The organism is Nocardia sp. NPDC050793, from assembly GCF_040654065.1.
Classification (GTDB): domain Bacteria; phylum Actinomycetota; class Actinomycetes; order Mycobacteriales; family Mycobacteriaceae; genus Nocardia.
This window is the reverse complement of the sequence record NZ_JBFAHG010000005.1, coordinates 523,238-536,929: the sequence shown is the minus strand read 5'-3', so window position 1 is coordinate 536,929 and position 13,692 is coordinate 523,238. Positions and strand designations below refer to the sequence as shown.

The window sequence follows — 13,692 nt, the reverse complement described above, 5'->3', positions numbered from 1 at the left end:
CCACGAAGTAGCTGTAGCGAGATGGACAGACACGAAAAGCGCCCGACCCCAGCGGGGCCGGGCGCTTCGTGTACCACGAGACGGGGAGCGATGTACGAAGAAAACGATTCGCGGATCCTTCAGCTGGTCGCGGTGACCGCCGCCAGCGTCTACCTACTGATACTGACCGCGATGGCGTGGCGGCACATATTCGATCTGCCCTTCTCCCTATACACCTTCGCCTTCGTCGGCAGCGTGAGGGTGTTCACCGCGATCAACAACCACCGGTAGACCCAACCGCCTTGCGCGCGGCGTAACGGATCCCATCCCTTCGGACGACGCACCCGGTAGGGTCTCGGCCACATTGACGAGGGGACTGCGTTGATCCGAAAAAGCACCCGTATCGCCGTCGGCACGCTCGGCGTAGCGGCCGCCGCTGCCGTCGTGATCGGCAACGTCAAGGACCACAGCGAGGCCCGTGACAGCATGGCCCGATCGACCGCAGTGCCCTACCAACACACCTTCACTTCGGCGGCACCGATAACGGTGTTGCCTGCAACCTCGTCGCCGCGGCGCGGCGAGTCCCGGTGGTCAGGCAACGGTGTGTTCAGCGTTGGGAATGCGCCGAGCGGCGGTGCGAAGGCGGCTATTCCACCAGGGCGCTACACCATTACGATGACCGACCCCGACATGGAAGCGGTGTCGGTCATCCGCTGTTCGGACCTGCCTTGCTCGGAGTCGCATAATTTCCTCGACGCCGACAGTGGATTTGGACGCGGCTACACCAGCGTAATCAACATCCTGCCCACCGATGGCGCGGTGCGACTGATGAACGCAACATTGACCGCAGTCAGGTGATGTGCACCCACGATGATGTGCCGCCCTGGACCGTGATCGATGAGACCATTTGAGCGCGCGCCTGTAGCGTGATCAGATCGCCCGAGGTGATAGAGGTAGTCACCGGACTCGTGACGTTGACAGTGACAGTGGCTGTACCCGCCGCGGGCACCGTGGTCTCGGATCCCTCATGCAACAACACCCCATTGCGATACAGGGCCAGGCGGCACCAGACGGTACCGAACTGCGAGTTCGCGACGATGACGGAAGCGCTGACGATCGCGGCCGCTTTGCTGCCGTTCGCGACCAGCGCATTGCTCGACACTGTCGAGCCTGGATAGCCGGTCGTGTCGGCCGTCCAGCTCGTGACCTCCGTGTAGCTGGTGCTGAGCTGGGCGGAGTTGCCGTTCTTGTTCATACCCGAAGGTTGGAACCCGGCCTGCGCTGTGGCGGACAGCGTGCCGGATCCGGTCAGCGCGGCGGCAGCGGTGAACGTTGCGAGTTGAGCGGTGAGTTCACCGGATCCGGTGAGCGCCGCTGCGGCTTGGGCTTTCGGCACGATGACTGCGGCGAGAGCGCCGGATCCCGCGAACGCGGCAGCCGCCGGGTATCCGCCGATCACCACGGCCGACAGCTCGCCGGATCCCGCGAGAGCCGCGGGCAGGGCGATGCGAGTCGGGGCCGTGAGCGTGCCGGATCCGGTGAACGCAGGCGCGGCCTGCACATGCGCAGTCACCGCCGCTGACAGCTGGCCGCTGCCGCCGAAGCGGGCAGGGTGGCTGGCGACTGCGGTGAGAGTGCCGGATCCCGCCAGGCGCGCGGCGAATCCCGCCGTGGCGGAGAGTGCGCCAGATCCCGTGAGGTGCGCGAGCACTTGGGCTTTCGCTATGGTCGCGGCGCTCAGAGCGCCACGGCCGGTCAGCTCCGGCCAGACGCCAGGCTTCACCGTCACCACCGCCACCAGGGCGCCGGAGCCGGCGAAGACACCGACGACACCGTCGGGCACCGCCGGGATCCAGTCGGCGGGTACGACGATGACCGGCACGGCCGGGACGTCGGCCGCCCACGCCGAGCCCGGCGGGTCGGCGCTGCCGAGGCCGGGGCCCGGCAGGTCCGCGCGCATCAGCTCTGGGTGAACGTCGGGGTGACGAGCAGCTGGCCTTGGGCGCCGAGGGTGGTCGAGGTGATGGCGCACTTGTCGATGAACGTGCCGCCGCTCGAGGCCGACCACAACCCGATCCAGGCGAAGGTGCCCGCGGGGAGATCGATGGTGACCTGGCTGCCGTTGACCACGCCGCCTGTCGCGCTAGTCCACGTCGTTTGCTTGCGCGCGTAGGCGGGTGTGCCGCCGCTCGCCTCGCCCGTGCCGGTGCTGCCGGGATCCGAAGTGTGGACGCTGATCCAGGTGCCGAGGGTCTTGTAATTGTCCGCGAGCGACTGCCGGGTGGTGCCGACTGCGATGGCCATGGTTGCCTCCTGAAATGCGAAAACCCCCAGCGGTGCAGGGGGTTGCGGAGTGGGTGTTACTGCTGGCGGTGGCGGCGGACGACAGGCCCGAAGTACCAGTCGTACGGCGTCGGTGGGGCGGTGGGCATGACAACCGACAGCGTGTAGCGGGCACCGGCGGGAATGGCGTCGGCGGTGGCGGCCGGGACGACCCAGTCGACTGCGGTGGTGGTGACGTTACCGGGCCAGGTGTCGAGCAGCGTGGTCTCAGTGCTGTCGCGAATCTCGATCTGCGCGGTCATGCCCACGGGGAACGGCGTGGTCTGCGGGGTGATCCGGTGGACGAAGGCGCGGCCGCGGGCGAGCACGAGCGGGCGCTGCGGGGCGTCGTGGCCGAGCGCGCTCACTGCTCGTCCTGTGGCTCGGGAGTGGTGGCCTGGTAGCCGCCGACCAGCTGCAACGCCATCCAGTAGCAACCCTCGAGGTCGAGCGGGTCGTCGACGGTGAAACTGCCGACGCGGCGCAGCAGCTGCGGGGTGGCGCTGGCGCCGCTTTCGAGCGCCGGGTAGAGCCGCACCTCCGCTGCCTGCTGCCCGATCCGAGGCTGCACGCAGATGGTCACGTACTCGCGTTCGATGCCGTCGAACCGTCGCGGCGGGTCCAAGCGGAAACACCGCGCGGTCCCGAAGAACCCGCCGACGTTCTCGATATGCACTGTGGCAGTAGCCATTTCTTATCCGATCTCCTGCAGGTACTCGATGACCACGACGCAGCCGCCCGCGCCGGACGCTCCAGCGCCGCCGCCGCCGCTCGGGAATCCGCCGGCCTGCCCGCTGTTGCCTCCCCCTCCGCTCTGGTTCCACTGCCAGAAGGCGGGATTGGAGACGCCCGCAGCGACGAGACCGGACTTGCCGCCCGTGGACCCCGCCCCCGCGCCGCCCCCGCCTGCGGCGAGCAGGCGCACCACGCCGCTGGTCGCGGGCTGGCCGGGCTGTCCGCTAATACCGCCGTCGCCGCCGCGCATTCCGGCGGCCAGGCCGCCCGCGCCGCCGTTGCCGCCGCCGCGGCCACCGGGCGCGACGACGTCGCCGAAGGCCGAGTCGCCGCCGTCGCCCCCCGCAGTGCCGCCGAGTCCGACGGTGATCGCCACCGTGTCGGCGAGCTCGGAGGGACCAATCTTTTGCACGAGGACGGCGGCCCCGCCACCACCACCGGTCGTCGCGTTCCCGGCCCCGCCCGCGCCGCGGACGAGGATGTCGAGACGCACCAGCCGGTCGGGTTTCGACCACGAGGCAGCAGCGGTGTAGACACGCATGATCGCGACGGCGTTGACCACTAGCTGAAACGCTCGATCACGAACGCGATGCCGTTGCCGCCGCCACCGCCTGCGGCGTTCTCGCCGCCACCGCCGCCACCACCGGCTGGATAGGCGCCCGCACCACCAGCATTGGTGGAATTACCGCCACCGCCGCCACCACCACCGGCAGCGACCACCGATGAGGGAGCCTCACCGGGCAGGCCGGGCTCGCCGCCCAGGGAGATGCCACCGATCCCGCCGCGCGAACCCTCGCCGTATCCGATGTTCGCGTTGCCACCGCCCCCGCCGCCACCGCCGCCACCGCCATGCAGGTCGTACGCCGAGGTCGAGTGCCCGCCTGGCAGGGAGTCGCCGCCGCCGCCAGCGGTGCCAGCACCGCCTCTGCCGCCATTGCCGCCGACGATCATCCCGGCGCCGCCCGGCCCTCCCGGAGGTCCGATCTCCTGCGTCGCACCGGTGCCGCCTTTGCCGCCGCCCGCGGTGAGCCACGTGCCCAACGTGGTGTTACCACCGCCGTTGCCAGGTGAGGCATTTGTGTTGGTGGCCGACGCGCCGCCAGCGCCGCCAGCGCCGATTCCGATCGCGATCGGCAGGAAGGCCCCGTTGCCGTCCGTGGGCAGCAGCGCGGCCGGGATGGTGGTGTGGATCTCGCCGCCGCCACCGCCACCTCCGCCGCCTGCACGACTGGCCGGGATCACGTCGCCGCGGCCGCCGCCACCACCACCGCCCGCGCCGATCAGGATCACGTCCAGCGACAGCACGCCCTCGGACGGGGTATACATCTCACCGTCGGTGAACACGAGCGCATTGCCTTGAAGGATCAGCTGATTGAACGCGGCCTCGAGGTTCGCCAACTGCTGCGTGTGATCGTTGATCGTGGGCATCTGGGCGATGTAGTCGTCGCTGACGACGCCCAGGATTGCGTCGACGATTGTGGCGAAACCGCCTAGGATCGCGCCGATCCCGGCAGCGATCAACGACAGGATCAGGTTGATCAGGCCGCCGCCGAGGCCGCCCCAGTTCCCGTCGCCGACTTGCGATTTCAACTGCTCCTGGACCACGTCCTGGGTGCGGTTCGCCATGCCGGGGATCGAGCCGTTGGACGACAGCCCCCACTCGGTCGCATTCCAGCCGCCTGCGCCGGAGGGGAAGGTCACCTAGATCTCCTCCTCCAGCTCGGCCGGGATCGTGACCGGGTTCGGCGGGGCATCCTGGCCCGCGCGGCGGAGCACGGCGGTCAGGTCGTCGATGTAGCGGAGCAGCCCGCGGATGAGGCGCACCGCGGACTTGAATCGCTTGTGCTCCTGGGCCATCTGCTCCTCAAGGGTCGCCACGCGCGCCTGCAACTGCTTCACCTGCCGGGCCTGCCAGGCCGTCACCGCGCCGATCACCGTGGCGATCGCGATGCCGATGGCCTGGACCAGCTCCGCATTGAGCCACGTCATCAGCGGCCCTCGGCATCACCTGGCCGTGCGTCCACCGGGCTGACCGCTGGACGAATCAACACACCGGCCAGCACCGGAGTCAGCAGCCCGTACAGGGTGAGCACGGATTCGATCCAGACCGTGTCGATCTCGCGACCGACCACGAAGGCGACCACGCCGGTGATGGCGACCAGCACCGAGCGGACGAGCGCGGGCTCGGGGACGCGGGAGATGCGCATCATGCACCTGCCTTCGGCGCGAGCGCGGCGAGCAGCTGGTCGACCTTCAACTCGAGCGCCTTGAGCCGCTGCTCGCTGCGGTAGTCCGCTGCGTCGGAGTTGAGGACGTACCCGGCGAGAGTGTCCCTGTATTCGGAATCGGCTACCCGAGATTGGAATCCGTAGGTCAGCTCGAAGTGAATGCGCCTGAGCTTGTCGAGCAGCTCGCGCTGCTCCTGGTCCGAAAGTGCCACGAGGCCACCGCCTTTCAATCGTTCCGCGACATCCGCGCGGAATCTGTCCATGTCCATGGCGCCGGGATCCCACTTGCCTTGTTTGGGTCCGGCCCATTCCTTGTGTCCGATCACCCGGTCGGCGCCGTGCCCGAGCCTGCGCAGGATCGCGGCGCAGCAGCCGACGTACGCGTCGTACTGCTCGCGCGACCAGCCCTCGGTGCCGTTGTTGACGGCCTCGATGCCGATGGTGTGGAAGTTCGCGTCGTCCTCGGGCAGGCCGGGCCAGCGCCCGACCCCGGCATGCCAGGCGACGCCGACCGCGACAACGGTCACCGTGCCGTCCTTCGCGAGATGGATCTGCGAAAGCGGACCCTTGAGATGCGGGAACCCGTACGCGATTTCGGACGGCGGCGTCGCCGAGCCGCCGGTGTGGTGGCAGATCACGCCCCAGATCTCGCGGAAGTCACCGTGGCCGCGCTCCCGCCAGCCAGGGAATTCGACGACCCGCAGGCCCTCCTCGCGTAGAGCGTCTGCCAGCCAGACGGGGTCACCTCTCCATGCCATTGGTTTCCTCCTTCGTGCGTGCCCGGTCGATCTGCTCCTGCGCCGCGCGCACCGCGTCGATGTGGGCTGGGATGTCTTTCTCCAGACGCGCGGCCATGGCGGCGCGCTGCTCGGGGTCGGTCAGCGCGTCGATCTGGGCGAGCAGGCTCGGCTTGACCGCGCGCAGCATCTGCCGCGCCTGCTCGGTCTGCTGCTCCGGTGTCGACGGCGGAGCCTCGGCCGCCTGCGCGCTGCGCTGCTGCTCGTAGTCCTCGCGCCGCACCCACTGCATCGGCTGCAGCCAGCCGGCCTCGGGATGCTCGCCGGTCGGCACCGGCAGTTCCCGCATGAGGTCTGGCACCACGACGACGCCGCGCTTGATCAGCGCCTTCGCCCACGCCTGCCGGACGCGGGGATGGATCGGCACCAGGACGTCCGGAGCTCCGGACTGCCCCGGGAAGCTGTCGAGCAGCGCGGTCAGCATCGTCAGCTGGTCGCCGTCGGGCCGGAAGATCGGATGATCGGTCAAGGCGCTCTCTTTCAGGAGATGAGGTGGACGCCGATGTTTTGCAGGGTCGTCAGGGTCTTGGCCATCAGCCGGGCGCTGCGCTCGGCCATGGTCATTGCCGCCTGCGCCTTTCCGACGGTGGTGCCCCAGCCGAAGTATTTCTGGGCTTCGAAATCCCAGTCGATTTCCATGTGTTCGACCTGGTCCACGAACAGCTTGTCCGTGACGTGCGAGGCGGTGGAGGCAATGCGGTTGCCGATGTCGTAGTCCAAGCCGGGCAGATATTCGCCACCGAATCGCAGGGTGAATTGATGCGCAGTCTCGCTGCGTGTGCTTAGGAATCCTGCACGGAGCGCAGCAATCGCCGATAGCGACCACGAATTGTTTTCCGCGCCTTGCTGATACACCTCGTACAGATGCACCCAACCGAGATTGTGAGCGCGGCTGTGGTTGGTCCATTGCAGCCAAGCGAAAATCGTGCCGACCAAAAATGGCATGACCACGTCGGCGACAATCGAGCCGAGGCCGGAGAATCCACCGAGTAGGAAATATCCGATGAGCGCGGCGATGCTCTCGATCGTGAGCCGAGCGAGATTGTCAGCCAGGGGATTATCGCCGCCGACGATGACCGATACCGCCTTCGCAGGCGACCACGTCAGCTGGCCGGTTTCGATCTGCGAGTAACGACTGTCACGGATGGTGACATGCGGTACCGGCGGGACGGTGCCGTGGTAGTGCTCCTGGTAGTACTCGTCAGGCCAGATCGTCTGGTCATCTGACACGAGGACGCGGTAGTCCTCGACGAAGCCTGACAGGAATTGCGCGACGGATCGTTGCAGGCCAGCCGCGATTCCGCCACCGGTGCCGGTGCCGCCCGTTCCGTAGTATCCGCTGTTGTCGACGACCTCCAAGACCAAGGCACCGTTGGCGATGTCGGGCACGCCGTCGATCGGTGAGACCTCGCCGTCGACGGTCAGGATGCGCCGGTAGGTGAGCGTCAGTTGCGCGTCGTCGAGCGCGTCGGCGAACACCTGGTCCAGGCGATTCATCCTCGTCGCGAGGATCGTCCACAGCGAGCTGTCATCGAGGTCGAAAGCCTTTGCTTTGACGAAGACTTGCCAATCGCTCCAGTCGATTAGATCGTCCCAGCTTTCGGTATTGAAAGGATCGTCCGGCAACGTCCAAGGGTGCCCGTTGAGCCTGATGAGATTTATCAGGATCATCATGCTCACGGCCCACTTCGCGGGACCAAAAATCGGTAGCACGCGCGGGAATTGGAAGACCGGGATCGGCAGCGCTGGATTGGGCGGACCCAGCATGAATTGCAGGAATTGGAGGTCGTCAACGAAATCCACATCGAGGTAGTGGATTCGATTCTTGGTGACTACCTTCCAGTCGGCCAGCAGCCCGGACCATCGCTTCGCGCCGCCCATGCAGTCGACCGTGATGACCACATTCTTTTTCGCATCCGGATCATCAGGGATGCTGGTAAGCCACCGCGCCAAATGGTGGTCCAGACGCAGGCGGAGCAGGCCGCCCTGAGATTGGTTGTTGCGCCACGGAAATTTCCCGGCGACGGTCTCATTGACCCGGCCGCGCAAAGTCAGGCCGGGTGAGCCGTCCTGCTGGTTGGTCCACAGCCGGATCAGCGGCGGCATCCTGCGCAGCCGAGCGAGGTTGTCGCGGATCTCGTCGGTCTGCTCCATCAGCCGCGGGATGTCGGCGAGGGTGGTCGTCAAATCGTCACCCCCCACGGCCGCGAAAAACGCCGCGGAATCCAGATACGGATGCCCGCACCAGGGTTCGCACCCTCCACCTGCACCGTGACTGGGGTCGGCTTCGTCCAGGGCTTGATCGGATACAGCAGCCCGCGCGACTGCCACCGGTTCTGCACCGGCGCACCGTTCGCCGCGACCAGCGTCGACTTATCCGGGTCGGTGTCGATCGAGGTGTCCTCACCCGCGACCAGCTCAGGCAGCCACTCCATACGCGCGGCGTCGTCGTCGGCACGGTGGAACGGATATGTGGGCTTGGCGTAGATCTTCTGACCCCAGCTGCGATCCGGCACCCGCCAGCGCGCTGGAGCCGTCGCGAACCCGTACCACCACACCGGCACATCGCCGCGGTTCTCGAACATCAGCGTGCCCGTGCCGCTGGAGCCGGATTCGAGTTCCCATTCCAGCAAGAGGGGGGTCGACTCCCAGAACGGCTGCTCACACGCCGCCGAAATCGCGAGCGTCGAATCGTGGGTGAGCCACGGGTCTTTGCCCTCGTACTGTGCGGTCTCGTACGCGGTCGGCTCATTGAGCAGGCGCATCGCGATCTTGCGGATTCCGTAAGAGGTGCGTGCCTCGAGCCAGAAGGTATCCTCGCCGACCATGCCGAGCGCCCTCCGGAACCGGGAGTCGATGTCTGCCCAGACGTCGGGATCGCGATGGTGGATCTGCACGCTGAAAACGGGGTCGCGCCGCTCGAATCGCATGCCCTGGTAGTGCGATCCGGTCGAGGTCTCCAGCCAGAACGTCCTCGCCGGAGCATCGATCAACTTCGATGGCCCCGGACGCAGTAGCACGCCCTCGGTCTCGTCGGTCAAATTCCAGCGGGAACCGTCCTGCCCGATCAGGTAGAGCGTCAGGTAGCGACTCATCCCGGCAGCCCCGCCATCGCGCCCTGGGCCTGGATCGCCTGCCATCGGTCGACCTCGCGGATGAGTTCGTGAGGATCGTTGAGCTGCAGCGGCGCATGGAAATTGACCGAGTGGTCGCGCGTGACGCTGCTCGGCCGTGAAGCCGCAGTACCGAGCCCGGCTGGCAGCGGCGGCAGCGGGACCGGGAGTCCGGCGTTCATCGCCTCCAGTGCGGGTGCGTTCGCGGCGGCCGCGGCCGCGTGGACGACGAACTCACCGGGGCTGACCCATGCCTGATTCAGATCGTCACGCGGTCCGCCGATACCCCGCACCCAGCCGCCGTCCTTGTAGCCGTGGCCCTGGCCCCACACGCCGACGGGCGAGCCGTAGCGGTTGACCGTGTAGCGAAGGGAGGCGGCTATGTTGGCCGAGGGATCCCAAATGTCGTCGGGATACAACGCACTTCGGTGCGCGGCGAACGTTGGATCGATGACCTGCATGATGCCCTTGGAGGGAGTCCCCTTCTGTGCGTTGCTATCCCACAAGTTGATGGCCTTCGGGTTGCCGTTGGACTCCGTCTTCATCTGCGCCAGGCCGAGATCCAGCCAGCCCGCAGGCATGGCCAGCGCGCGCAGCACCTGGGCGAAGGTGCCGCGCCATTGCTCGACACCGCCGTTTGCGTCGTACGAATCGCCCGACTTCGTTCCCTCGGCGCCGCTGCTCGACGATTCGCTCTCGCGCTCCTGGGGCAGGTTCTTCGGCGTGTAGTCGTATCCGCCGGCGGCGTCGGTCTGGCCGTCTTCCTTCGCCTTGTTGCCGTAGAAGTCGATGACCTTGTTCAGCGACTTCGTGTAGACGTTGTTGCCGGACAAGATGCTGTTCTCGAGGCCCAGCGCCGACAGGAAGCCCTCGGCGAGGATGCCCGCAGCCGAGGCCGCGATGCCAGGGAGGCTGATCTCAGGAACGTCCCCATCGGCGCCCGTGCCCTTCGACTTGTACGCTTCAGCCCGCGCGTTCTGCGCCCGCTGGTAATCGCGGTCGGCGGCGCGCTTCTGCTCGTCGGTCGAGGTCGGGTCGTCGTAGATTCGGTTGCGCTTGGTGTTCGCCTGATCCACCGCGGCGTCGGCGTCCTCCTTATCCAGGTCCACATTCGAGCGGCGCCCTGGCAACTCGGCTTGCGGCAGGATCTCCGCCGACGGACCCGACCCGGTACGCCCCGCCTTGCGGTCCTCGAGCTGCTGCGCCTTGTACCGCGCTTCCTCGACCTCCAGCTCAGCTTTGCGGCGCTCGGCCGGGGTGACGTTCTTCTTGAAGTCCAGCGCGCGCAGATCTTCCTCCGCCTCGGCGATTGCGTTCTGCGCCTGCTGCAAGTCGATCTGGTCGCCCTGGTCCCACGGCTTGACTGCACCGCCGTCACGCATCGGCCGGACCAGGCCAGCCTGGAGCGCGGCCCGGAAACGGTAGACACCGGCCTGTCCGCCGAGCTTGTCGACGTCGGAGGTGGTGAGCATGTGCTCGCCGGGCATCGCGAGGATCGGCACGCTGTCCATGCCAGCTGTGCCGCCGGTAATCGGGCCGCCAGATGCGCGGCCGGGGATCTCCTGCCGCATCCCCTCGGGCTTGTTGAACTCTCCGGTGTAGGTGACGGTGACGGGTTTGACCGCGGGCTTGACGATTTCGGCGATCGACGCCTTGGCCTGCACGTCGTCGAGGATGATCTTCAGCGTGCCGTCGGGGAGGAGTTCGACAGTGCGGCCCATCTCCTCCAGGCGTGCTTTGAAGTCGGCTGGATCCTGGCCGGGAGGCGCTTTGACCCACACCGTCTTCTCGTTCGGCACCTGCAGAACAGCCGCACCCAGCTCCTCGAAGGACTTTCGCCCCTGCTCGGTCAGCTGGAACGTGCCGGTGACGACTTCGTTGATCCGTCGCTGCGCCTCCGCTGCCTGCCCGGTGTTGGTGGCGTACCCGTTCATTTCGCCGCCGAGCGTCGCCGCGGACTCGGCGACATCGTTGAGCTTGTCCTTCAGCTCGGTGAGATCGACGATCGTGATGCCCTGATCCTGGAGGGTCTTCTGCGCCGCGGCGTATTTCTCGACGGCCTCGGGCACACCTTGCAGTGCCTGCGCGATCTCGGTGTCGCTGAGTTTCGTCTGCAGCCGGACCTGCTCGAACTCGAACGAGCTCTCGCGCTTCTGCGGCACTTGCTCCAGGATGATTTGCGTGATCCGGTCGTTGATCGCAGCCTTGCCAGCCGGGTCGAGCCCGAGCCCGGCCTGGACATAGTCCTGCGGGTTGACGCCGAGAGTCTCCGCGCGCTCCAGGAACCCCCGGGATTCCAGATCCTTTGTCGTCGCGCTGATCGTCTCTTTCGTCACCGAGCCGGTCTGCTCGTCGAGCGTCTCACGCAGAGCTTCGAGCTTGCGGCGCTGATCGTCGGCCGCCGCCGCAGCCTCCTGATGTTTGGTCGCCAGTAAGCCGAGCCCCAGTGCCGCGCCGCCGAGCGCGAGCCCGAAGATGCCACCCGCGCCGAGCATGCCCGCGATGCCAGCGATGCCGGAGCGGAATGCACCGGCGCCCGCGCCTGTGGCCGCCGCCTGTGCTGCGGTGTATCGGCCGACTGCGGCGGTCGCTGAGGACCAACCTGTTTGCAGCAGGGTGAGGATTGGGCCGATCGTTCGGTATGCCAAGTACGAGACGAGCAGCGTCTTGACCAGGCCGTCATGCTCGCCGACTAGAGAGGACGCCGCCTGTAGGAACGGGAGCAAGATCGCCGACCATGCCTGAGATGCCTCGTAGACGGACTTCAGGATCGAGCCGACGTCGGACAGGACCGGCTTCCATTGGTCGAGTTGCTCACGGCCGCTGCGCAGGAACGTGATCAGCGTGGCCTGACCGTCCGAGGACTTCAGCCAGTTCGCCCACCCTTCCGTCAGACGGTCGGCGGTCTCGAGGAATCCCTCGCCGTCGATCTTCGCCGCGCGGAAGACGCTGGCGACCATGGAGCCGACGTTGCCGACCACCGACACGAGGTTCTTGCCTGCGTCGATGGCCTCGTTCATCCAGCGCGACAGGTCACCCGACTGGTCAGCGTGAGTCAGGAACGCGTCGAATCTCGTTGCCGCATCGGCTAATCCCTGCGACAGGCGTGGAAGTTTGTCCGAGCCCGTACCGGCCAGTGTTTCGATGCTGGAGATGATCGGCTTGATCGCCCCGTTGAGTTTGTCCGCCGACCGCGCGGTGTTGCCGAACACGCGGTCGACCGTGCCGACGGACTTGTCGGAGGCGAGGTCGGTCAGGAGTGTGCCGAACCCGCGGTTCATGCTGTCCGCGACGGCGCCCATTCCGCGGTCGAGGGCGGGAAGCTGGGTCTTCAGTAGGTGGTCCGTCGGCTTGCTCAGGCCATCGAGGGTGATGGTCTGGATCCGCTTGCCGATGCGGTCCCATTCGGGGCCAACGGCTTTGACGGTGTCGACGAGCTGGCGGCCGCTCGCCGACATCCCCTCGTAGGCTTGCTGCGCCTTCTTGCCGTCGCCGAAAGCATCTTTCATTCCGTCGAGTCCGACGGCTAGGGTCGTGATCCCGGCACCGGCCGCGGCGAAGATGCCCGGCAGCAGGGTCGCACCTTGCACGAGCGACTGGATATCGGCGCCGATCGTGGCGACCGCGGAGGCCACAGCGGGCAGCTGAGCGAGGCCCAGCGCGCCGACATTCAGCATCAGCGGCTCCGACATCAGGCCGGACAGTATGCCGCCACGATCGACGTTCGCGCGCACGTTTGCGGTGACCGGAATGTTATTGAGTGCACCGATCTGCGCCGCCGCGGCGGTGGTGTCGGCATCGACGTCCATCGTCATCTGCCGGTAGGCGGCCTTCAGCGCAGCCAGATCATCAGCGGCAGTGCGGGTATCGGCGCCGACCTTGACGTCGACCCGCAGGTCCATCTCGGCGAGCTTCGCCCGGATCACGGCCTCGAGGTTGTCGAGGGAAGTCTGATCGACGCCGACGCCGACGCCGAGCTCGGCGTCGATCAGGGCCAGCTTGGTCCGCAAATCCTCGGCCAAACCAGATGTGTCGGCGTTGATCTCGACGCCGTACTCCGCTTCGACGCGTTCGAGGTCGGTCCGCAGGTCCCGAACGAAGTTCGAGAAGTCCGGAGTGATCTCGACCGATGCGGTACCTGCCGAGTAGTTCGCCACCTACTCACCCCCTGTCAGCTGCATGGACATCTCGTCGAGGGACGCGCGGCGTAGTTGCCCGCGGGCCGCGACATGCGGGTAGTCGGGACGGGGAGTGAGCGGCGCGACACTCGGGTCGGCGCGCATCGAGGCGTACACCACCTGCGTTACGCGGTCGACGAGGTTGGCCAGCGTCGCCTCGAGATGCCCGAACCCTTCGATCGGCGGTGGCTGCGGTGAATCCGGTTCCTTCTGCGCGGCCAGTTCGGCGACCACCTCAGGGTCTTGGATGCGCGCCGACCAGTAGGCGCCGCCGACCCTGTGGCGGATGTGGTCGAAGAATTCGAAGAAGGTTGCCCAGTGCCGCTCGCCGCGCAACCAG

General features: G+C 67.0%; 16 protein-coding genes. 2 read left to right on the top strand and 14 right to left on the bottom strand.

Annotated features, from left to right (window positions below; translation table 11 throughout):
* Window positions 1-90 precede the first annotated feature (90 nt).
* Complete coding sequence (locus AB0H50_RS20670; RefSeq protein ID WP_357454842.1) at window positions 91-270, top strand: hypothetical protein; 180 nt, start codon at window positions 91-93, stop codon at window positions 268-270.
* A gap of 90 nt (window positions 271-360) precedes the next feature.
* A complete protein-coding gene (locus tag AB0H50_RS20665; RefSeq protein WP_357454840.1) occupies window positions 361-837 on the top strand; it encodes a hypothetical protein in 477 nt (158 codons plus the stop codon).
* Here the strand turns inward: AB0H50_RS20665 and AB0H50_RS20660 are convergent.
* From AB0H50_RS20660 to AB0H50_RS20595, 14 genes are read right to left on the bottom strand one after another with little or no spacing between them, the layout of a single operon-like run.
* Window positions 830-1,939, bottom strand: a complete 1,110-nt coding sequence (locus AB0H50_RS20660) for a hypothetical protein (RefSeq protein WP_357454837.1) — start codon at window positions 1,937-1,939, stop codon at window positions 830-832. The genes AB0H50_RS20665 and AB0H50_RS20660 overlap by 8 nt on opposite strands.
* A complete protein-coding gene (locus tag AB0H50_RS20655; protein ID WP_357454834.1) occupies window positions 1,939-2,283 on the bottom strand; it encodes a hypothetical protein in 345 nt (114 codons plus the stop codon). The genes AB0H50_RS20660 and AB0H50_RS20655 overlap by 1 nt, the downstream gene beginning before the upstream one ends.
* A gap of 56 nt (window positions 2,284-2,339) precedes the next feature.
* Window positions 2,340-2,669, bottom strand: coding sequence for a hypothetical protein (locus AB0H50_RS20650; RefSeq protein ID WP_357454832.1), 330 nt, complete (start codon window positions 2,667-2,669; stop codon window positions 2,340-2,342).
* A complete protein-coding gene (locus AB0H50_RS20645) occupies window positions 2,666-2,992 on the bottom strand; it encodes a hypothetical protein (protein WP_357454829.1) in 327 nt (108 codons plus the stop codon). The genes AB0H50_RS20650 and AB0H50_RS20645 overlap by 4 nt, the downstream gene beginning before the upstream one ends.
* 3 nt (window positions 2,993-2,995) lie before the next feature.
* A complete protein-coding gene (locus AB0H50_RS20640; protein ID WP_357454826.1) occupies window positions 2,996-3,598 on the bottom strand; it encodes a hypothetical protein in 603 nt (200 codons plus the stop codon).
* Complete coding sequence (locus AB0H50_RS20635; protein ID WP_357454823.1) at window positions 3,598-4,737, bottom strand: hypothetical protein; 1,140 nt, start codon at window positions 4,735-4,737, stop codon at window positions 3,598-3,600. The genes AB0H50_RS20640 and AB0H50_RS20635 overlap by 1 nt, the downstream gene beginning before the upstream one ends.
* Entirely contained in the window at window positions 4,738-5,025 is a 288-nt protein-coding gene (locus tag AB0H50_RS20630) for a hypothetical protein (RefSeq protein ID WP_357454821.1), read from the bottom strand.
* On the bottom strand, window positions 5,025-5,246 hold the full coding sequence (locus AB0H50_RS20625) for a hypothetical protein (RefSeq protein ID WP_357454819.1): 222 nt from the start codon (window positions 5,244-5,246) through the stop codon (window positions 5,025-5,027). Before AB0H50_RS20625 ends, AB0H50_RS20630 begins: the two co-directional genes overlap by 1 nt.
* Entirely contained in the window at window positions 5,243-6,022 is a 780-nt protein-coding gene (locus AB0H50_RS20620) for an N-acetylmuramoyl-L-alanine amidase (protein ID WP_357454816.1), read from the bottom strand. The genes AB0H50_RS20625 and AB0H50_RS20620 overlap by 4 nt, the downstream gene beginning before the upstream one ends.
* A complete protein-coding gene (locus tag AB0H50_RS20615) occupies window positions 6,006-6,530 on the bottom strand; it encodes a hypothetical protein (protein WP_357454813.1) in 525 nt (174 codons plus the stop codon). Before AB0H50_RS20615 ends, AB0H50_RS20620 begins: the two co-directional genes overlap by 17 nt.
* Before the next feature lie 11 nt (window positions 6,531-6,541).
* Window positions 6,542-8,248 carry a hypothetical protein gene (locus AB0H50_RS20610; protein ID WP_357454810.1) on the bottom strand — a complete coding sequence of 569 codons (1,707 nt, stop codon included), beginning with the start codon at window positions 8,246-8,248 and terminating at the stop codon, window positions 6,542-6,544.
* Window positions 8,245-9,156, bottom strand: coding sequence for a hypothetical protein (locus tag AB0H50_RS20605; RefSeq protein ID WP_357454807.1), 912 nt, complete (start codon window positions 9,154-9,156; stop codon window positions 8,245-8,247). Before AB0H50_RS20605 ends, AB0H50_RS20610 begins: the two co-directional genes overlap by 4 nt.
* Window positions 9,153-13,331, bottom strand: a complete 4,179-nt coding sequence (locus AB0H50_RS20600; protein ID WP_357454804.1) for a transglycosylase SLT domain-containing protein — start codon at window positions 13,329-13,331, stop codon at window positions 9,153-9,155. Before AB0H50_RS20600 ends, AB0H50_RS20605 begins: the two co-directional genes overlap by 4 nt.
* Window positions 13,332-13,688 carry a hypothetical protein gene (locus AB0H50_RS20595; RefSeq protein WP_357454802.1) on the bottom strand — a complete coding sequence of 119 codons (357 nt, stop codon included), beginning with the start codon at window positions 13,686-13,688 and terminating at the stop codon, window positions 13,332-13,334.
* Window positions 13,689-13,692: the final 4 nt, after the last annotated feature.

Excerpts from the sequence above, each read along its gene's own strand:
- AB0H50_RS20670 (WP_357454842.1), top strand. The coding sequence starts at position 91 with ATGTACGAAGAAAACGATTCGCGGATCCTTCAGCTGGTCGCGGTGACC.
- AB0H50_RS20660 (WP_357454837.1), bottom strand. The coding sequence starts at position 1,939 with ATGCGCGCGGACCTGCCGGGCCCCGGCCTCGGCAGCGCCGACCCGCCG.
- AB0H50_RS20655 (WP_357454834.1), bottom strand. The coding sequence starts at position 2,283 with ATGGCCATCGCAGTCGGCACCACCCGGCAGTCGCTCGCGGACAATTAC.
- AB0H50_RS20645 (WP_357454829.1), bottom strand. The coding sequence starts at position 2,992 with ATGGCTACTGCCACAGTGCATATCGAGAACGTCGGCGGGTTCTTCGGG.
- AB0H50_RS20630 (WP_357454821.1), bottom strand. The coding sequence starts at position 5,025 with ATGACGTGGCTCAATGCGGAGCTGGTCCAGGCCATCGGCATCGCGATC.
- AB0H50_RS20625 (WP_357454819.1), bottom strand. The coding sequence starts at position 5,246 with ATGATGCGCATCTCCCGCGTCCCCGAGCCCGCGCTCGTCCGCTCGGTG.
- AB0H50_RS20620 (WP_357454816.1), bottom strand. The coding sequence starts at position 6,022 with ATGGCATGGAGAGGTGACCCCGTCTGGCTGGCAGACGCTCTACGCGAG.
- AB0H50_RS20605 (WP_357454807.1), bottom strand. The coding sequence starts at position 9,156 with ATGAGTCGCTACCTGACGCTCTACCTGATCGGGCAGGACGGTTCCCGC.